We start from the raw sequence: 18,910 nt of genomic DNA, 5'->3' as shown, positions 1-18,910 counted from the left end.
ATACGGCTGAACCACCCCCACCCCGGTCCCTCCCAGTGCGTGGAGGACGTAGGAGCGCCCAATGGCCGACACCTATGACATCCTCATCATCGGCGCCGGCCCCGGCGGCTACGTGGCGGCGATTCGGGCGGCGCAGCTCGGGTTCAAGACGGCGGTGGTGGACCGCGAGCATCTCGGCGGCATCTGCCTGAACTGGGGCTGCATCCCCACCAAGGCGCTGCTGCGCACGGCCGAGATCTACCACTACATGCAGCACGCCTCCGATTACGGCCTGTCGGCCGAGAAGGTCGGATTCGACACCGCGGCAATCGTCAAGCGCTCGCGCGGGGTCTCGACCCGACTGAACGGCGGCGTCGGCATGCTGCTGAAGAAGAACAAGGTTGACGTGATTTGGGGCGAGGCCACCATCACGGCGGCCGCCAAGGGTAATCAGCCGGGCCAAGTCACCGTCAAGGAGACCACCCGCGCCCCGGCCCCCAAGGGCGCTCTGGCGGCGGGCGCCTATTCCGCCAAGCACATCATCGTCGCCACCGGAGCGCGGCCCCGCGCCATACCGGGCATCGAGCCGGACAAGAAGCAGATCTGGACCTACTACGAGGCCATGGTGCCAGAGACGATGCCGAAGAGCCTGCTGGTCATGGGCTCCGGCGCCATCGGCATCGAGTTCGCCTCGTTCTACCGCACCATGGGCGCCGAGGTGACGGTGATCGAGCTGCTGCCGCAGATCCTGCCGGTGGAGGACGCCGAAATCGCGGGCCTCGCCCGTAAGCGCTTCGAGAAGCAGGGCATCAAGATCCTCACCGGCGCCAAGGTGACGAAGGTAGAGAAGTCCGCCGACGCCGTTACGGCGACGATCGAGACGGGGGACGGCAAGTCCCAGCAACTGACGGCGGAGAAGCTGATCTCGGCGGTGGGCGTCGTCGGCAACATCGAGGGCATCGGCCTCGAGACTCTCGGGGTTACCATCGAGCGCGGGATCGTGGTCACCGACGGCCTCGGGCGCACCAATGTGCCCGGCGTCTACGCCATCGGCGACGTCGCCGGGCCGCCGATGCTCGCCCACAAGGCCGAGCACGAGGGCGTGCTCTGCGTCGAGACGATCAAGGGCCTGCACACCCACGCCATGGACAAGGCCAAGATCCCCGGCTGTACCTACTGCCAGCCGCAGATCGCCTCGGTGGGCCTCACCGAGGCCAAGGCCAAGGAGCAGGGCTTCGCCGTGAAGGTCGGCCGGTTTCCCTTCGCGGGCAACGGCAAGGCCATCGCGCTGGGCGAGCCGGACGGCCTGGTGAAGACGATCTTCGACGCCAAGACCGGCCAGTTGCTGGGCGCCCACATGATCGGCGCCGAAGTCACCGAGCTGATCCAGGGCTACGTCGTCGCCATGAACCTGGAGACCACCGAAGAAGACCTGATGCACACGGTCTTCCCGCACCCGACGCTCAGCGAGATGATGCACGAGAGCGTGCTGGATGCATACGGGAAGGTAATCCACACCTGATCCCGCGCTACGACCCAAGCGGCACAGCCGCCCCTCCGAGGCCGCGCCGAACGCCCGCCTCGCAAGCCGCCGGCCAAGGCGACACCCGAGCGCCCGCCGACCGGAACGATCGCGTGCCGCGCACAGGAGAGCCCGCGCTGGATGGACACGTCTACGGCGCCCTGGGTCAGCCCGGCGTCGCCTTGCTTATGGCGATCGTCGTCGGGGCGCTGGCGGGATGGCTCGCCGAGCGGTTGACCGCGGCGAACATGGGTCGCCTTGCCGATTTCGTGACGGGGATCCTCTGCGGCTGGCTCGGCAACGGCCTCGCCCACAAGCGGCCCATCCCGATCTTCGGATTCTCGCACAACCCGATCTCGGCGACGGTCGGCGCGATCCTAATGGCCACGATCGACCCGACGGTGGCCGGACGCCGGTATTGAGCCGGCGGCGGAGCTGACGAACGACGGCCCCTGTCGCGCCGTTCCGCCGCGGCGGGTTTGCGGTCGGGGGCGTCACGCCTTAAGTCCTGGGCACGCGCCGGCGTCTCGCGGGCGAATCCCGTGGATTGTCATGGCCGTCGTCCTCGACCTCCTTCGTAACGACCAGCGTCCGCGCCACCCCGAGAAGGCGCACCGGCCCGATAAGCCGATTCAGCGCAAGCCCGACTGGATTCGCGTGAAGGCCCCCGGCTCCAAGGGCTGGGAGGACACGCGCAGGATCGTCCACGAGCACGGCCTCGTCACGGTCTGCGAGGAGGCCGGCTGCCCCAACATCGGCGAGTGCTGGGAGAAGAAGCACGCCACCTTCATGATCATGGGCGACACCTGCACGCGGGCCTGCGCCTTCTGCAACGTGCGCACCGGCCTTCCGGAGGGCCTCGATGTGGGCGAACCCGACAAGGTCGCGGATTCCGTGGCCAAGCTCGGCCTGCACCACGTGGTGATCACCTCGGTGGATCGCGACGATCTCGCCGATGGCGGCGCCGAGCACTTCGCCCGCACCATCCGGGCGATCCGCGTGCGCAGCCCCGCCACAACCATCGAGGTGCTCACCCCGGATTTCCTGCGCAAAGCCGGCGCCCTTGAGATCGTGGTCGCGGCCCGGCCCGACGTGTTCAACCACAATATGGAGACCGTGCCGGGTAACTACCTCACGGTCCGCCCCGGCGCGCGCTACTTCCACTCGGTGCGCCTGCTTCAGCGCGTGAAGGAACTCGACCCGACCATCTTCACCAAGTCCGGCATCATGGTCGGCCTCGGCGAGGAACGGAACGAGGTGGTTCAGCTCATGGACGACCTGCGCTCGGCGGATGTCGACTTCCTCACCATCGGCCAGTACCTCCAGCCGACCAAGAAGCACCACGAGGTGGTGCGCTTCGTGCCCCCGGACGAGTTCAGGGGCCTGGAAACCACCGCCTACACCAAGGGCTTCCTCCTCGTCTCGGCGACGCCCCTGACCCGCTCCTCCCATCACGCCGGAGAGGATTTCGCAAAGCTGAAGGCGGCCCGTCTCGCCCGCATCGCCAACGCCTAGAGTCTCGATGCCCTCATTCCGGATCAACCGCGCGGTGCGCCACTCGCCGCGCCAGATGTACGACCTCGTGGCCGACGTGGAGCGCTACCCGGACTTCCTGCCCCTCTGCGAATCTCTGCGTGTGCTCCGGCGCCAGCCGGGGGCGGACGGCACGGAGGTGCTCGTGGCCGAGATGGGCGTCGGCTACAAGGCGATCCGCGAGCGCTTCACCACGCGCGTCACCCTCGACCCCCAGAACCTGCGCATCGTCGCCGAGTACATCGACGGCCCGTTCCGCCACCTCGAGAACCGCTGGGCCTTCAAGGAAGCCGTGGACGGGGCGTGCACGATCGATTTCTTCATCACCTACGAGTTCAAGAGCCGGACGCTCGGGATGCTCATGGGCACGATGTTCGATCGCGCCTTCCGCAAATTCACAGACGCCTTCGAGGCGCGGGCGAACCGGGTCTACGGCGCGGCCTGAGCCGCGCCGCCCTTCACGCCGCCACCACGCCGCCGCTGGCCTGGCGCTCGAACAGGGCGCGGTAGCGTCCCCCCGGCCGAACCCGCAGGTCGTCGTGGGTCCCGTCCTCGACGATGCGGCCGCCGTCGAAGACGAGGATCCGGTCGAGCGCGCGCACGGTGGAGAGCCGGTGCGCAATCACGATGGCCGTGCGCCCGCGCATCAGCCGCTCCATCGCCTCCTGGATCAGCGCCTCCGATTCCGAGTCGAGGCTCGAGGTGGCCTCGTCGAGAATGAGGATCGGCGCGTCGGCCAGGAAGGCGCGGGCCAGCGCCACCCGCTGGCGCTCGCCGCCCGAGAGCTTGACGCCGCGTTCGCCCACCAAGGTGGCGTAGCCCTGAGGCAGGCGGGCGATGAAGTCGTGCGCGTTGGCGAGGCGGGCCGCGCGCGCGATCTCGTCCGCCGAGGCCCCGGGGCGGGCATAGGCGATGTTCTCGGCCAGCGACCGGTGGAACAGGACGGGCTCCTGCGGCACGATGGCGATGTGGGCGCGCAGGGACGCCTGCGTCACGCCGGCGACGTCCCGCCCCTCGATGCAGACGCGGCCGCCCGTGACGTCGTAGAGGCGCTGCACCAGCTTGACGAAGGTCGTCTTGCCGGAGCCCGAGCGGCCGACGAGCCCGACCCGCTGCCCGGCGGGGATGTGCACCGAGAGGTCGCGATAGAGCGGCGTCGCGTGCCCGGCATAGTGGAAGGTGACGCGGTCGAACCGGAGGTCGCCGCCCTTTGCGACGAGCGCCGTGGCGCCCGGCCGATCCGCGACGCCGTAGGGCTCGGCCTCGAGGGCCACGAGTTCCTCCATCTCGTTCACCCCCCGCTGCACCCGGTTGATCTGACTGCCGATGTCCCGCAGGTAGCCATGCACCACGAAGTAGGTGGTGAGCACGTACGCCACGTCGCCGGGAGTCGCCGCCCCCGTCCACCACAGCCACAGGGCCGTGCCGACGATCGCCGTGCGCAGCAGGAGGAGCAGCGCGAACTGCGCCGTGATGCTCCAGGTGATCCGCATCCAGGTGCGGTGCGTACGCCGGTTCCACTTGCCGAGGAGCCGCGCGAGGCGCGCATCCTCGCGCGCCTCGGCGCCGAAGGCCTTGACCACCGCATTGGCCCCGACTGCGTCGCTCAGGGCTCCGCCGAGCCGGGAATCCCAGACGTTGGAGAGCTGGGCCGCCGGTGCGATAACCCGCGTGGCGAGGGCCACGACGATGCCGAGATAGATCAGCGAGCCGAGGCCGATCACCAGCCCCATCACGGGCCATTGCAAGCCGAGGAGCAACATGGTGCCGACGAGCACCACGAAGGCCGGCAGCAGTTCCAGCAACAGCGTGTCGTTCAGGCCTTCGAGGGCCCACATCCCGCGCGAGACCTTGCGCACGGTGGAGCCCGAGAAGCTGTTGGCGTGCCACTCGGTGGAAAGGCGCTGAACCCGGTGGAAGCCTGCCTGCGCCACCGTCTGCATGGTCGAGAGGGTGAGCGGCACCACAAGGGACCAAGCCACGTGACGTAGACCCAGGGTGACGAGCCCGAGGCCGCCCATGGCGGCGAAGGCGACGAGGGCATCCAAGCGGGCCGACGCGCGGTCGACGGCCGAGAGCGCGTCGACCAGCCGACCGGCGAACAGGGGCAGGAACACGTCGGCCAGGGTCGATCCGACGATCGCCGCGACGACACCGCCGAGGAGGCGGAACCGACTGCGCCACTGGCGGACGAGGAACGCGAGAACGGCCCGATAGGCCTCCGCGCCTTTCAGGCGGTCGAGAATCATGGACGCGATCACGGCGCGGAACGCGCGCCGACTCCGTGGACGGCCCGGGCGCCGCAGCGAGTGGCCGAAGAAGGGGGGACGGAACGGGGACGCGCTGGCGCGCTGGCGCGCTCAGGCGCGCGGCGACGTCAGACCGGCAGGCGCACGCGGCGCGGGCGGGCGGGCCGGGGCGGCGAACGATATCGATGTCATGCAGCCTCCCCATGGGTTCGCGGACGAACACGGCGTGAGTGCGCCGTGAGTGGCATCCTGGCAGTCGGGCGTGTCGGTTTCAAGACGTCGGTGCGAGGACCGATTCGAGGAGGCCGAGCGCATCGGCCACCGCCTGCCGGCGGATTTCGGTGCGGCCGAGGTCGCCGTAGCGACGCTCCAGGTGGCGCACGGTGTTGCCCCTGGCGGCGAGACCGAAATGCACGAGGCCGACCGGCTTGTCGGCGCTGCCGCCGCCGGGCCCGGCGATACCGGTGATCGCGACAGCGACACTGGCGCGGGCATGGGCCAGGGCCCCATCGGCCATGGCGCGGGCCACCGGCGCACTCACTGCGCCGTGGGCGGCGATGAGGTCGGCGGGTACGCCGATGCACTCGGATTTCGCGGCGTTCGAGTAGGTGACGAAGCCACGCTCCACCACCGCCGAGGAGCCCGGGATCGCGGTGAGCAGCCCGGCGACGAGGCCGCCGGTGCAGGATTCGGCCGTGGCGACCGTCAGGCCCGCCGCCGCGTAGGCGGCGACAAGCGCCTCCGCCCGGGCCAGCAGGGCGGGATCGTCGATCACGCGCGGCGCTCGGCCGTCTCGTCGGCGGCGTTGAGCAAGGCCGTCATCTCGGGCAGCCGCACCGTGGCGGCGGCCTGAGCGGCGAGGCCCTCGGCACGGCCGACGAAGCCGAGCTTCTCGGTGGTGGTCGCCTTGATCGAGACGGAACTCAGCGGCACGCAGGCGATCTCGGCGATACGGGCGCGGATGGCTTCGCGATGCGCGCCGATGCGCGGGGCCTCGGCCAGGACGGTGATGTCCAGGTGGTCGATCTTGCCGCCGCGCGCTCGCACCAGGTCCACCGCATGGGCGAGGAAGCGGTCGGACGAGGCGCCGCGCCACTGCTCGTCACTCGGCGGGAAATGGGTGCCGATATCGCCGTCCGCGATTGCACCGAGCAGGGCATCGGTGAGGGCGTGGAGGGCGACGTCGCCGTCCGAGTGGGCGAGGACGCCCCGGTCCGCCGGGATCTTCACGCCACCGAGCCAGACATGGTCGCCCTCCGTGAAGGCGTGGACATCGAAGCCGGTACCGAGGCGGGTGACGTAGGTGGTCATGGGATGGGCCTCGCTCAGGGCGTTGGGGTGTTGGCCGGAGAAGCCGCGATCGGCCTCGATCAGGTCGGCCGGCTGGGTGATCTTGCGGTTGCGCGGGTCGCCCTCGAAGACGACGACGGCTATGCCGGCCCACTCGGCGAGGGCCCCGTCGTCGGTGAAGGCGTGCAGGTCTGCCTCGGCCGCGCGGCGATGGGCGTCGCGCAGCGGGCCGTAGGCGAAGGACTGGGGCGTCTGCACCGCGCGCAGGCCCTCGCGCTGCGGCGTCTCGCGGACGCGGCCGGTGCCGTCGCCGAGGTCCTCCACCACCTTGATGGTGTCGGTGACGGCGATGCCCGGCACGGCGGCGCGATGGTCGCGGCCGGCCACGAGGGCGCGCTCGATCAGGGCCACATCCACGTGCGGACGCGCGGCGTCGTGAACGAGGACGAGATCCGGTGCGCCGGCGCCGTCCAGCGCCTCGAGTCCGGCGCGGACCGATTGCTGGCGGGTGGCGCCGCCGGGCACGGGATCAGCGAGCTTGTCCCGGATGGCGGCGTCGAGATCGTCGAGGCAGGCGCGATAGAAGTCCGCGGCGTCCGGGGCGATCACCGGCTGGATTCGACCGATGCCCGGATGGGCCGCCAGGGCCGCCAGCGTCCGGGTCAGCACCGCCTGGCCGCCGACGCGGCGGTACTGTTTCGGGGTGTCGCCCCCGATGCGGATGCCGCGGCCGGCGGCGACGACCACCGCTGCCGCATTCCACGCGGTACCGGACATGGGTATGCTCCCGCGCTTCGGGTGTGTGAAGATTCGCGCACCGACCAGTCCCCACGCGCGCGCGAAGCGAATGGCTCGGTGGCCCACCGATGGACGGTCTGTCGTTTAAGCGCGGGAGAAGCTGAAATCAAATCCCGGGAATCGCTTGCGCGGCCTGCCGTTTTGTCTATTTGTTGAGCACAATGTGCGCTGATGATTATTTGAGCTTTCTCCGCGGGTCGGAGACCGAGGGTGGCCTCGCGCGCCCCGGTGGCGAGCGACCCGTTCCGGTCCTCTTGGCACCGCTGTCCGGCGTCACCGACCTGCATGTCCGACGCATCGCGCGACGCCTCGGTGCGAGCGCGGTCGTCTCCGAGATGGTGGCCGCCGCGGAACTCGCCCGCGGCGACCAGGAAGCTCGGCTGCGGGCGGAGGGCAGCGGCGTCGATCCGCATATCGTGCAGCTCGCGGGTTGCGCCCCGGAGCCGATGGCGGAGGCCGCGCGCATCGCAGAAGCCAACGGGGCGGACGTGATCGACATCAACATGGGCTGTCCGGCCAAGGTGGTGACCGGCGTCGCCTCGGGCTCGGCGCTGATGCGCGACATCGAGGGGGCGACCCGCATCCTCGCCGCCGTGCGGGGGGCCGTGCGGGTCCCCGTCACGGTGAAGATGCGGCTCGGCTGGGACCACGCCAACCTCAATGCCCCCGACCTCGCGCGCCGGGCCGAGAGGCTCGGGCTGAACGCCGTGACGGTGCACGGCCGGACGCGGCAGCAATTCTACAAGGACCAGGCCGATTGGGTCGCGATTCGCGCCGTGGTCGAGGCGGTAGCCATTCCGGTCATCGCCAACGGCGACATCGCCACCCTCGCCGAGGCGCGAACCTGCCTCGCGCGCTCCGGCGCCGCCGGCCTGATGGTCGGGCGGGCGGCGGTGGGACGGCCCTGGCTCGTCGGCGCCCTCGCCGCCGGCCTCGCGGGCCAGCCCGCGCCCGTCCTGTCGGGTGCCGAGAAGGCCGCCCTGGCAGTGGAGCATTATCAAGGCCTCCTCGCCCTCTACGGCCTGCGCATGGGCGTGCGCCACGCCCGCAAGCACCTGGCAGCCTATGCGGAGGCCGGCGGCGGCCTCTCGGCCGAGGACCGGATGCGCCTTCTCACCACCACGGACCCGGCGGTCGCCACCACCCTCCTGGCCCGGGCCTTCGGCGCGGATTGCGGCGGGATACTGCCGCACGCCATCGGGGAGGCCGCATGAGCTCGGACAAGCCGATCTCGGGGCGCGGCGGTGCCATGCGACCCGACGCCATCCCCACCAACGAGGCGGTGATCAACGCCCTGCCGCTGCCGGTCCTGACGGTCGGGGCGGACGACCACATCCTCCACGTCAATCATGCCGGCGAGACCTTCTTCGATCATTCCGCCCGGCTGATGCAGCGGCGGCGCCTCTCGGACATCATCCCCTTCGCCTCGCCGATCATCGCCCTGGTGGCGGAGGTGCGGCGGCGCCGGGCCAGCGTCAGCGAGTACGGGGTGGAGTTGGTGCAGCCGCGCTCGGGCCTCGAGCGCAGCGTCGACGTCTTCGCGACGCCCCTGGGCGACGACGAAGAAGCCGTGGTCCTCATGCTCCAGGAACGCACCATCGCCGACAAGATGAACCGCCAGCTCACCCATCGGGGCGCCGCACGCTCCATGGTGGCGCTCGGCGCCATGCTGGCCCACGAGATCAAGAACCCGCTCGCGGGCATCCGCGGGGCGGCCCAGCTCCTCGAGCAGTCGGGCAACGAGGACGATCGTCTCCTGACCCGCCTGATCTGCGACGAATCCGACCGGATCGTACGCATCGTCGAGCGCATGGAGCTGTTCGGGGACGAGCGCCCGGTGGAGCGCGGCTCGGTCAACGTGCACGGCGTGCTCGACCAGGTGAAGCGCTCGGCACAGTCGGGCTTCGCCCGCCATATCCGCTTCGTCGAAACCTACGATCCCTCCCTGCCGCCGGTGCTGGGCAACCGAGACCAGCTCGTGCAGGTGATCCTGAACCTCGTGAAGAACGCCGCCGAGGCCATCGGCGCCGACGCGGTCGACGGCGAGATCACCCTGTCGACGGCCTTCCGCACCGGCCTGCGCCTGCAGGTGCCGGGGTCGCGCGAGCGCGTCAGCCTGCCGATCGAGGTCGCTGTGCGGGACAACGGTCCCGGCGTCTCGGCGGACCTGCTGCCCGACCTGTTCGATCCCTTCGTCACGACGAAGGCGCAAGGCTCCGGCCTCGGACTTGCATTGGTCGCCAAGATCATCGGCGACCATGGCGGGATCGTCGAGTGCGATCCGGTCCCCCGCCGAACCACGTTCCGCCTTCTTCTCCCCATGTCGAGCGCCCGCGACGGGCGCGAATCGTCCGCGGAGCTGTAGAGTCGCGTCATGCCCAACGGACACATCATCGTCGCGGATGACGACGCCGCCATCCGCACCGTCCTCAACCAAGCCCTGTCGCGGGCCGGGTACGAGGTCCGCTCGACCGGCAATTGCGCCACCCTCTGGCGGTGGGTCGCCGAAGGCGCGGGCGACCTCGTCATCACCGACGTGGTGATGCCGGACGAGAACGTCTTCGACTTGCTGCCGCGCATCAAGCGGGTGCGGCCGGAGCTGCCGATCATCGTCATGAGTGCTCAGAACACCTTCATGACGGCGATCCGCGCGTCCGAGCGGGGCGCCTACGAATACCTGCCCAAGCCCTTCGACCTGAAGGAGCTGATCGCCATCGTCGGGCGCGCCCTGTCCCGTCCGCGCGGCACCGCACCCGCCGGGGCCGACCCGGGCAACGAGGACATCCCCCTGGTCGGGCGCTCGCCGGCCATGCAGGAGATCTACCGGGCGCTGGCCCGGCTGATGCCGACCGACCTCACCGTGATGATCACCGGCGAGTCCGGCACCGGCAAGGAGCTCGTCGCCCGGGCGCTGCACGATTACGGACGGCGCCGGACCGGCCCGTTCGTGCCCGTGAACATGGCCGCCATCCCGCGCGACCTCATCGAATCCGAGCTGTTCGGTCATGAGAAGGGAGCCTTCACAGGCGCGTTGTCGCGCTCGGCCGGCCGCTTCGAGCAGGCCGAGGGCGGCACGCTGTTCCTCGACGAGATCGGCGACATGCCCATGGAGGCGCAGACCCGCCTCCTGCGCGTGCTGCAGCAGGGCGAGTACACCACCGTCGGCGGCCGGGTGCCGATCAAGACCAACGTCCGCATCATCGCAGCGACGAACAAGGACCTGCGGGTCTCGATCCAGCAGGGAATCTTCCGCGAGGACCTGTTCTTCCGGCTGAACGTGGTGCCCCTGCGCCTGCCGGCCCTGCGCGAGCGCTCCGAGGACGTGCCCGACCTCATCCGCCACTTCTTCATCCTGGTGGAGCGCGAGGGCCTGAGCCGCAAGCAGCTCGACGGCGAGGCGATGGAGCGGCTGAAGCGCTATCGCTGGCCCGGCAATGTCCGCGAGCTGGAGAACCTCGTCCGGCGCCTCGCGGCCCTCTACCCGCAGGAGACGATCACCGGGCCCGTCATCGAGGCCGAGCTCGACACCCTGCCGTTGGCCCAGAGCCAGCCGAACGGCGCGGCCGGCGCCCGCAAGCCACCCGGCGAGGCCGAGACGCTGTCGGGGGCGGTGGAGCGCCACCTCGCCGAGTATTTCAGCGGATACCGGGACACGCTGCCTCCGCCGGGCCTGTACCACCGCATCCTGCGCGAGATCGAAGGGCCGCTGATCGGTGCGGCGCTGGCCGCCACCCGCGGCAACCAGATCCGGGCGGCGGAGCTGCTGGGCGTGAACCGCAACACCCTGCGCAAGAAGGTCCGAGACCTCGACCTGCAGGTCTTCCGCAACGCGCGGTGACCCGCCCGGGCGACGCCGCGGGGCGCGCACCCGGCCTGTTCCACTTCAGCGAGGATCCGGCGATCCGGCTCTTCGTGCCGCGTCCCGTTCGGGTCCCCATCGATCGCGGTCCGGACCGGGCCTGGCTGAACGGCCCCCTGGTCTGGGCGATCGACGCCGCCCACAGCCTGCTCTACCTCTTCCCCCGCGACTGTCCCCGGATCGTGATCTGGCCGACCGCCGAGACCTCGCCGCAGGACCGGCGGACCTGGTTCGGGGACGTCGCGGGCCGCGCCGTCGCCTATGTGGAAGAAGCCTGGATGGACCGGATCCGATCCGGGACGCTCCACCGCTATGGGATGCCATCCGAAGCGTTCGAGCCTGCCGGAGATCCCGGCACCTGGGTCTCGCGGCGCGCTGTCATTCCGGACAGCCGTGACAGCCTCCCCGATCTGCCGGCTGCAATGGCGATGGCGGGTTTGGAGCTTCGCATGCTGCCCCGTCTCACCCCGCTCGCGCAGATCTGGCGATCGAGCCTGCACGCCAGCGGCATTCGCCTCCGGAACGCACAGGATTGGGTAACCCCCGAGGGCGGACCGCCTCGGCCGATCGCCCATCGGCCCTGACGATCCCCGCACAGCGAAACGCGGACGGGTTGCCCCGTCCGCGTCGCCGCCGCGCTCTCGCTGTGTCGCCTATCAGGCCATGGCGGGCTTGCACACGAGCACCGGTTCGACGCTTCCGTCGAGCCAGCGCCGACGCATCGGCTTCAGCACGAAGTAGGCGAGGATCGCGGTCAGCACGTCGAGGGTGATGATGATCGCGAAGACCGGCAGCCACGATCCCTGCACGGCGTAGATCCAAGCCGCGATCGGGCCGCCGAAGAGCGAGCCGATGCCCTGGGCCATGTAGAGGAAGCCGTAATTCGTCGTGGCATGCTTGGTGCCGAACGTGTCGGTAAGGATCGAGGGGAACAGCGAGAAGATCTCGCCCCAGGCGAAGAACACCACGCCGGAGAGCAGCGCGAAGGCGTAGGCGTTCTCGCGGAACACCAGGAGCAGGGCGATCGCCACCGCTTCGGCCGCGAAGGCGATGCCCATGGTGTTCTCGCGACCGATCTTGTCGGAGACCCAGCCGAAGAACGGGCGGGTCAGGCCGTTGGTGATGCGGTCGAAGGTCAGCGCGAAGGGCAGGGCAACGAAGCCGAAGATGATCGCATCGGCGACACCGAAGTCGCGGGCGAAGGAGGCGAAGTTGGCCACCACCATCAGGCCGCCGGTCGACATCATCGTCATCATCACGAACATCAGCCAGAACAGCGGCGTCCGCAGCATCACCCGCGGGGGGGTGTCGTGGACGCAGGTCGACAGGTTGACGGCCGGGGGCGGCAGAACCTCACCGGCGCGCGGTGCGCGCAGACCGAGGGCCGCGAGCGCTCCGATCGCTCCGAGCACGATGCCGAACACCGTGAGCGTGTGACGGTAGCCCGATGCGGTGAGCATGTCGCTGATCGGGAAGGTGCTCAGCATGGCGCCCATGCCGTAACCGGCCGCGACCACGCCGACGGCGAAGCCGCGCCGGTCGGGAAACCACTTCACCATCAGGCCGACGATGCCGACATAGACGATGCCGGTGCCGAGGCCGCAGAACAGCCCATAGGTGGCGTAGACACCCAGAAGGGTGTCGACCCGGGCAGCCAGGACCCAGCCAAGGCCGGACAGGGCGGCCCCCAGCGCGATCATCAGCTTGGGGCTGAACCGATCGATCAGGTAGCCCTGTACCGGCGAGAAGAAGGTCTGCAGCACGATCAGGATCGTGAAGGTCCACTGGATCTGCGGCAGCGTCGAGCCGGTCGTCGCGATCAGCGGTTTGGTGAAGAGCGTCCAGACGTACTGCGGACTGGAGATCGCCATCATGGCGATCAGCCCGAGGCCGAGTTGCAGCCAGCGTTGGCGGGAAAGGGTCGTATCCATTATTCGCTCCTTGCGATGGACCGGCCTTCGCAAGGATGGTGCCAAGTCGTTGTTCTATCTCGTCTTATGACGCAACCCAGCCGCGAAGATCAGGGGAAGTTACAGCCCCTCCGAACCACCGTCGGATCTCGGATCGTGGACCGCGGCGATCGCGCCGTTGCTTGCGTGACGCACGAGCATGCCGGCATGGCCGAGGGAATCGATGTAGGCGCCGCCGAGTTCCTCGATCTCGTGACCGAGCTTGCGCAGCGCGGCGATGCAGGCGGGGTCGAAGCGGTCCTCGACCTTCACGGTGAGGGATTCGGCCCCCCAGGTCCGGCCGTAGAGAAGGCGCGGCGCGTCGACGGCGGCCGCCGGGTCCATGCCGTAATCGGCGTAGCGCGCGAAGATCTGCGACTGGAACTGCGGCTGCCCGTCGCCGCCCATGCTGCCGTAGGACATCACGCGGCCGTCGTCGAAGCAGGCGAGGGCCGGAATCAGGGTGTGGAACGGGCGGCGGCCGGGCTCCAGTGGGTTCACCGCCGTGGCGTCGAGGGAGAACGAGGTCCCCCGGTTCTGCCAGTGGATGCCGGTCTTCGGCAACACGATGCCGGAGCCGTATTCCCAGTAGATCGACTGGATGTAGGACACCGCCAGGCCGTCACGGTCGATGGCGCCCATCCAGACGGTGTCGCCCTCGCCGGGGTTGCGCAGGGGCACGCTCGCGGCCCGGCGCATGTCGATCTGTGCCGCCTCGCGGTCCAGGCGCTCCGGCGTCAGGAAGCTGGCGGGGTCGACGGCCAGCCGATCGTAGTCGGTCACGATCCGGTCGCGGATCGCGAAGGCGCGCTTCGTGGCTTCGATCAGCCCATGGTAATGCGCGGTGGTCTCGGGCCGGTCGATCCGAAGGCGGTCGAAGATGCCGAGGATCAACAGCGCGGCGATGCCCTGGGTGGGCGGCGGGAAGTTGTAGAGCATGGCATCCCGGCGGCGGATCGCGAGCGGCGCGCGTTCGCGGGGCGCATAGGCTTCGAGGTCGGCCCGGGTCACGGGCGTTTCGAGGCGTTCGAGGTCGGCGGCGATCTCGCGCCCGAGGTCGCCTCTGTAGAAGTCGTCGAGACCCGCATGGGCCAGTTGCTCCAGAGTGCCGGCGAGCGCCGGCAGCTTGCGGAGGGCGCCGGCCGCGAACGGCTTGCCGCCGTCGAGGAAGGTCTCCGCGAAGTGCGGCTGGTCGTGGAGCGTGTCGAGCTCCTTCGGGACGTAGCGCGCCTCCGAGGGCGAGACCGCGACGCCGCCCCGGGCATGGCGGATCGCGTCGGCGAGCAGGGTGGAGAGGGGTAGGCGGCCACCCAGCGCCTTCGACAGGTCGAGGGCGAGGCGCCAGCCGCCGATGGCGCCCGCCACGGTGAGCGCCGCATCCGGGCCCCGGGACGGGAGGACCTCGTAGCCCTTCTCCCGGTAGCGCCGGATCGTGGCGTTCTGGCCGGCCGGGCCGCAAGCCTCGATGCCGCGCACCCGCCCGCCGCGTTCGCGTACCAGCCAGAAGCCGTCGCCGCCGATCCCGTTCATGTGCGGGTAGACCACCGCGATGGCGGCGGCCATGGCCGTCATCGCCTCGATCGCGTTGCCCCCCTGCGCCAGGACGTGCTGCCCGGCCTGGGCGGCGAGGCGGTGGGGCGCCGCGACCGCGGCCGAAGCGAAGACGGGGGTGTTGGACATGGTGATCTCTGCGTGAGGATGCGCCGAAGGATAATGTATTTTCACGGGGCGTCGATCGTTGTCGGGCTGGTCGGGGCGCCGGGCCCATCGGCGCAGACGGCGGCTTCGGGCCCGAGAGGCGCCCCGCGTTCTAGAAGATTCCAACCCTCCTTCGTGCCCAATTCGTATTAATTTCGCCACACTGTTGTGGCGACGCATCAGCGATGCCGTGGCCCCGCTCGTCCCACAATTTCAAGGCCTCCCGGGAGGGTTCGGGCTCCGCCGATCCGGCGGAGACCGACGGGGCCGACCGATCACCCATGACGGTGCGTCCCCCGCCGCGCGGCCCAGGCCTGATCGGTGCGCTGGTGGTCATCACGGCGCTGGTCTCCGCCATCACCACCTTTCTGATCCTGGCCGGCGTGATCCGGGTCACGCCGACGCCGACGGTGGGACTGACCCTCCTCGGCATCAATGTCTTCCTCGTCCTCGGCCTCGTGGTGATCATCGCCTGGGAGGCGCGGGTCTTCCTCTACGCGCGGCGGACGAATGCCGCGGTGGCCCGCCTGCACACCCGCATCGTCGGCCTGTTCAGCCTGATCGCCATCCTGCCGACCGTGCTCCTCGCAGTGGTGGCGGCGGTGACCATCGATCGCGGCCTGTCGCTCGGCTTCACCGACCGGGTCCGCGACGTGGTTCTCAAATCCGTCGAGGTGGCGGATGCCTATCAGGAAAACCAGTGCCAGAGCCTGGCGCGCGAGATCCGCATCCTGGCCGACGACCTCACCCGGGCACGGCCGAACTTCGACGTGAATCGCGCTTGGTTCGAGAGCTTCCTCACCACCCGCGCCACGGCCCTCGGCCTGCCGGTGGCCGAGATCATGCGCGGCCCGAACGAGGTGGTGGCGCGCGCCAAGATCGATACGCTGAAGGAACGCCGCCTGCCTTCGGCGGCGGCCTTCGAGGACGCGGCGAAATCGACCGATCCGATCTGCCTCGTACCGAGCGAGGGGCGCATCTTCGCCGCCCTCATGCGGATGCCGGCCTATGACGGCGCCGTGCTGCTGGTGCAGCGCGAGGTGAGCCAGCTCGCCATCGAATTCCCAGGCGTGTCGCGGGCGGCCGCCGCCGAGTACCTGACCTACGACTCGCTGAAGCGCTCGATCCAGATCAGCTTCGCCTCGGTCTTCGTGCTGATCGCCCTGATCGCCCTGCTCTCGGCGGTGTGGTTCGGCCTCAACTTCGCCAACCGCTTCGTCGCGCCGATCCGGCGCCTGATCAACGCCGCCGACCAGGTCGCCTCGGGCAACTTCTACGCCCAGGTGCCGGCCCGCAAGAGCGACGGCGACCTCGCGCACCTGTCCGAGAGCTTCAACAAGATGACGCAGGAGTTGCGCCGCCAGCATGACGGTCTGACGGCGGCCAGCGATCTCATCGACCGGCGCCGTCGATTCACGGAGGCCGTGCTGGCTGGCGTCTCCCCCGGCGTCCTCGGCGTCGACGCGGCGGGGCACGTCACCATCGCCAATCCGTCGGTGGAGCGCACCCTCGGGCTCTCGGCCGACGCGATCGTCGGCAAACCCCTGACCCAGGCGGTACCCGAGCTGCAGGCGCTGTTCCCAGAGGGCGGCGAGGCGCGCCTGCGCACCCTGCAGCAGCAGATTCAGCTCACGCGGGAAGGCCGCGAGCGCACCGTGACCGTTCGGGTGACCAGCGAGCAGGCTCAGGGCGGCGCCCGCGGCTTCGTCGTCACCCTCGACGACATCACCGATCTCGTCTCGGCCCAGCGCACCTCGGCCTGGGCGGACGTCGCCCGGCGCATCGCCCACGAAATCAAGAATCCGCTGACCCCGATCCAGCTCTCGGCCGAGCGCATCCGGCGCAAGTACGGCAAAGTCATCACCACCGACAAGGAGGTGTTCGACCAGTGCACGGCGACGATCGTGCGCCAGGTCGACGAGATCAAGCGCATGGTCGACGAGTTCTCGTCCTTCGCACGGATGCCGAAGCCGGCCATCGCGCAGAACGACCTCAGCGAGATCACGCGCCAGAACCTGTTCATGATGCGGGTGGCGCATCCCGACATGGAATTCTCGTTCGGCGAGGACGGCGATCAGCCGATCCTGGCCGCGTTCGACATCCGCCTGCTGTCCCAGGCGATCACGAACATCCTGAAGAACGCCGTCGAGGCGGTGCAGGCCATGCCGGAGGCCGAACTCGGCCACGGCAAGGTCGACGTGCGCCTCGTCCTCGAAGAGGGGTTCGTGATCATCGAGGTCACGGATAACGGCAAGGGATTTCCCATCGAGGGGCGCCAGCGCCTGCTGGAGCCCTATATGACCACCCGCGAGGGTGGTACCGGCCTGGGGCTGGCCATCGTTAGCAAAGTCCTCGAAGAGCATGGCGGCGGGATCGAATTGAACGACAATCCGGAAGGTCGGGGAGGGCGCGTGCGCCTGCGCGTCCCGCGCGACACCAGCGCCGCCCCCGTCCGAGACTCAGCCAACCACACGCCGCCGGAGGGCAACCCCTCTGCGCAGGATGAGAAGGGCGCCGCGCGGACGGCCCCCCCAATCGCGGAGATCCAGTCATGAGCGCCGATATCCTCATCGTCGACGACGAAGCCGACATCCGCGACCTCGTGGCCGGTATCCTCGACGACGAGGGCCATCGCACCCGCACCGCCGGCGGTTCGGACGAGGCCCTGGCGGCGATCGAGTCCCGTCGGCCCCACCTCGTCTTCCTCGACATCTGGCTGCAGGGCTCGCGCCTCGACGGCCTGCAGGTTCTCGACCAGATCAAGGCCGGCCACCCGGACCTGCCGGTGGTGATGATCTCGGGCCACGGCAACATCGAGACCGCCGTGGCGGCGATCAAGGCCGGCGCCTACGACTTCATCGAGAAGCCGTTCAAGGCCGACCGGCTGATCCTGGTGGCCGAGCGCGCCCTCGAAGCCTCGCGCCTCAAGCGCGAGGTTCGCGACCTCAAGGCCCGGTCGGGTCAGGCCAGCCGGCTCGTCGGCGCCTCGGTGGTGGTCAACCAGCTGCGCCAGACCGTGGAGCGGGTGGCGCCGACCAACGCCCGCGTGATGATCCTCGGGGCACCGGGCTCGGGCAAGGAGCTCTCGGCACGCACCCTCCACGCCCTGTCGGCCCGGGCGAACGGGCCCTTCGTGGTCATCAACGCCGCCACCATCACACCGGACACGATGGAGGCCGAGCTGTTCGGCGTCGAGGCGGGGGAGGGCCGGGCGCGCCGGGTCGGTGCCCTGGAGGAGGCCCATGGCGGGTCGCTCTACATCGACGAAGTCGCAGACATGCCGCGCGAGACCCAGAACCGCATCCTGCGCGTCCTGGTCGATCAGAACTTCCAGCGCGTCGGCGGCACGACGCGGGTGCACGTGGATGTCCGCATCATCTCGTCCTCGTCGCGCGATCTCGCCGAGGAGATCGCCGGGGGCCGCTTCCGGGAGGACCTGTTCCACCGCCTCTCGGTGGTGCCGATCCGGGTGCCATCCCTGTCGGAGCGGCGCGAGGACGTGCCCGAACTGATCACCTTCTTCATGGAGCAGATCTCGGGCGCCACCGGCCTGCCGCGCCGGCGCATCGCCGAGGACGCCATGGCGGTCCTCCAGTCGCACGACTGGCCCGGCAACGTCCGCCAGCTGCGCAACAACGTCGAACGCCTGATGATCCTGACCCACACGGATCCGGATCAGGAAGTGACCTCCGAGATGCTGCCCACCGAGATCGGCGCCCTGGTGCCGACGACGCCGAACGGGTCGGGCGGCGAGAAGCTGATGAGCCTGGCGCTCCGCGAGGCCCGCGAGATCTTCGAGCGCGAGTACCTGATCGCGCAGATCGCCCGATTCTCCGGCAACATCTCCCGCACGGCGGAGTTCATCGGCATGGAGCGCTCCGCACTCCACCGAAAACTCAAGTCGCTCGGGATCGGCCCCTGAGAACACCGCGGCGATGCACTTGCATCGCGACCGCGATACACGTGTAATGTTCCCGCACCGTCGCCCTGCTGCGCAGCGCGTCGGGGCATGCGAGACCAACGGATGAGAACC

15 protein-coding genes are annotated in these 18,910 nt (G+C 69.7%); 10 read left to right on the top strand and 5 right to left on the bottom strand.

Annotation, left to right across the window (positions count from 1 at the left end; genetic code table 11):
• Positions 1-61: 61 nt before the first annotated feature.
• The 4 genes from lpdA to ASF41_RS19790 all read left to right on the top strand — a co-directional run bounded on the left by lpdA (position 62) and on the right by ASF41_RS19790 (position 3,479).
• Complete coding sequence (gene lpdA / locus ASF41_RS19805) at positions 62-1,501, top strand: dihydrolipoyl dehydrogenase (RefSeq protein ID WP_056496308.1); 1,440 nt, start codon at positions 62-64, stop codon at positions 1,499-1,501.
• A 113-nt stretch (positions 1,502-1,614) separates the two neighbouring features.
• Positions 1,615-1,923, top strand: a complete 309-nt coding sequence (locus ASF41_RS19800) for a GlsB/YeaQ/YmgE family stress response membrane protein (RefSeq protein WP_244479725.1) — start codon at positions 1,615-1,617, stop codon at positions 1,921-1,923.
• 130 nt (positions 1,924-2,053) lie between these two features.
• Positions 2,054-3,016 carry a lipoyl synthase gene (gene lipA / locus ASF41_RS19795; RefSeq protein WP_056496305.1) on the top strand — a complete coding sequence of 321 codons (963 nt, stop codon included), beginning with the start codon at positions 2,054-2,056 and terminating at the stop codon, positions 3,014-3,016.
• Between the two features lie 7 nt (positions 3,017-3,023).
• Positions 3,024-3,479: a type II toxin-antitoxin system RatA family toxin gene (locus ASF41_RS19790; protein ID WP_056496302.1), complete on the top strand. Its 456-nt coding sequence runs from the start codon at positions 3,024-3,026 to the stop codon at positions 3,477-3,479.
• A 13-nt stretch (positions 3,480-3,492) separates the two neighbouring features.
• Here ASF41_RS19790 and ASF41_RS19785 read toward each other — a convergent pair whose 3' ends face one another.
• The 3 genes from ASF41_RS19785 to ASF41_RS19775 all read right to left on the bottom strand — a co-directional run bounded on the left by ASF41_RS19785 (position 3,493) and on the right by ASF41_RS19775 (position 7,350).
• A complete protein-coding gene (locus ASF41_RS19785) occupies positions 3,493-5,283 on the bottom strand; it encodes an ABC transporter ATP-binding protein (protein WP_056496297.1) in 1,791 nt (596 codons plus the stop codon).
• A gap of 271 nt (positions 5,284-5,554) precedes the next feature.
• On the bottom strand, positions 5,555-6,058 hold the full coding sequence (locus ASF41_RS19780) for a CinA family protein (RefSeq protein WP_056211285.1): 504 nt from the start codon (positions 6,056-6,058) through the stop codon (positions 5,555-5,557).
• Complete coding sequence (locus ASF41_RS19775) at positions 6,055-7,350, bottom strand: bifunctional 2-C-methyl-D-erythritol 4-phosphate cytidylyltransferase/2-C-methyl-D-erythritol 2,4-cyclodiphosphate synthase (RefSeq protein ID WP_056496295.1); 1,296 nt, start codon at positions 7,348-7,350, stop codon at positions 6,055-6,057. The genes ASF41_RS19780 and ASF41_RS19775 overlap by 4 nt, the downstream gene beginning before the upstream one ends.
• A 182-nt stretch (positions 7,351-7,532) precedes the next feature.
• On the opposite strand from ASF41_RS19775, the gene dusB reads away from it, so the two are divergent.
• The 4 genes from dusB to ASF41_RS19755 are packed head-to-tail and all read left to right on the top strand — an operon-like array spanning position 7,533 to position 11,814.
• Positions 7,533-8,585, top strand: a complete 1,053-nt coding sequence (gene dusB / locus ASF41_RS19770; protein WP_056496293.1) for a tRNA dihydrouridine synthase DusB — start codon at positions 7,533-7,535, stop codon at positions 8,583-8,585.
• 35 nt (positions 8,586-8,620) lie between these two features.
• Entirely contained in the window at positions 8,621-9,736 is a 1,116-nt protein-coding gene (locus ASF41_RS19765) for a nitrogen regulation protein NR(II) (RefSeq protein ID WP_056211472.1), read from the top strand.
• Positions 9,737-9,745: 9 nt separating this feature from the next.
• Positions 9,746-11,209 (top strand): nitrogen regulation protein NR(I), encoded by a 1,464-nt coding sequence (ntrC, locus tag ASF41_RS19760; protein ID WP_056354145.1) that lies wholly within the window; start codon positions 9,746-9,748, stop codon positions 11,207-11,209.
• Positions 11,206-11,814, top strand: a complete 609-nt coding sequence (locus tag ASF41_RS19755; protein WP_244479724.1) for a DUF6886 family protein — start codon at positions 11,206-11,208, stop codon at positions 11,812-11,814. Before ntrC ends, ASF41_RS19755 begins: the two co-directional genes overlap by 4 nt.
• Positions 11,815-11,886: 72 nt before the next feature.
• Here the strand turns inward: ASF41_RS19755 and oxlT are convergent, their stop codons facing one another.
• A complete protein-coding gene (gene oxlT / locus ASF41_RS19750; RefSeq protein WP_056496290.1) occupies positions 11,887-13,161 on the bottom strand; it encodes an oxalate/formate MFS antiporter in 1,275 nt (424 codons plus the stop codon).
• A 99-nt stretch (positions 13,162-13,260) separates the two neighbouring features.
• Positions 13,261-14,859, bottom strand: coding sequence for a gamma-glutamyltransferase family protein (locus ASF41_RS19745; RefSeq protein WP_056496281.1), 1,599 nt, complete (start codon positions 14,857-14,859; stop codon positions 13,261-13,263).
• Between the two features lie 299 nt (positions 14,860-15,158).
• On the opposite strand from ASF41_RS19745, the gene ASF41_RS19740 reads away from it, so the two are divergent.
• Both ASF41_RS19740 and ASF41_RS19735 read left to right on the top strand, forming a co-directional pair.
• Entirely contained in the window at positions 15,159-17,432 is a 2,274-nt protein-coding gene (locus ASF41_RS19740; protein WP_156653402.1) for a PAS domain-containing sensor histidine kinase, read from the top strand.
• Entirely contained in the window at positions 17,429-18,799 is a 1,371-nt protein-coding gene (locus ASF41_RS19735) for a sigma-54 dependent transcriptional regulator (protein WP_056211300.1), read from the top strand. Before ASF41_RS19740 ends, ASF41_RS19735 begins: the two co-directional genes overlap by 4 nt.
• The last annotated feature ends 111 nt before the right edge of the window (positions 18,800-18,910 follow it).

It is taken from the genome of Methylobacterium sp. Leaf111 (genome assembly GCF_001423285.1).
In the GTDB taxonomy this organism is placed as follows: Bacteria; Pseudomonadota; Alphaproteobacteria; order Rhizobiales; family Beijerinckiaceae; genus Methylobacterium.
This window is presented reverse-complemented; position numbering and strand designations above follow the sequence as displayed.

Excerpts from the sequence above, each read along its gene's own strand:
- ASF41_RS19765 (WP_056211472.1), top strand. The coding sequence starts at position 8,621 with ATGCGACCCGACGCCATCCCCACCAACGAGGCGGTGATCAACGCCCTG.
- ASF41_RS19785 (WP_056496297.1), bottom strand. The coding sequence starts at position 5,283 with ATGATTCTCGACCGCCTGAAAGGCGCGGAGGCCTATCGGGCCGTTCTC.
- ASF41_RS19735 (WP_056211300.1), top strand. The coding sequence starts at position 17,429 with ATGAGCGCCGATATCCTCATCGTCGACGACGAAGCCGACATCCGCGAC.
- lipA (WP_056496305.1), top strand. The coding sequence starts at position 2,054 with ATGGCCGTCGTCCTCGACCTCCTTCGTAACGACCAGCGTCCGCGCCAC.
- ASF41_RS19790 (WP_056496302.1), top strand. The coding sequence starts at position 3,024 with ATGCCCTCATTCCGGATCAACCGCGCGGTGCGCCACTCGCCGCGCCAG.
- oxlT (WP_056496290.1), bottom strand. The coding sequence starts at position 13,161 with ATGGATACGACCCTTTCCCGCCAACGCTGGCTGCAACTCGGCCTCGGG.
- lpdA (WP_056496308.1), top strand. The coding sequence starts at position 62 with ATGGCCGACACCTATGACATCCTCATCATCGGCGCCGGCCCCGGCGGC.
- ASF41_RS19740 (WP_156653402.1), top strand. The coding sequence starts at position 15,159 with ATGACGGTGCGTCCCCCGCCGCGCGGCCCAGGCCTGATCGGTGCGCTG.
- ntrC (WP_056354145.1), top strand. The coding sequence starts at position 9,746 with ATGCCCAACGGACACATCATCGTCGCGGATGACGACGCCGCCATCCGC.
- ASF41_RS19775 (WP_056496295.1), bottom strand. The coding sequence starts at position 7,350 with ATGTCCGGTACCGCGTGGAATGCGGCAGCGGTGGTCGTCGCCGCCGGC.
- ASF41_RS19745 (WP_056496281.1), bottom strand. The coding sequence starts at position 14,859 with ATGTCCAACACCCCCGTCTTCGCTTCGGCCGCGGTCGCGGCGCCCCAC.
- dusB (WP_056496293.1), top strand. The coding sequence starts at position 7,533 with ATGTGCGCTGATGATTATTTGAGCTTTCTCCGCGGGTCGGAGACCGAG.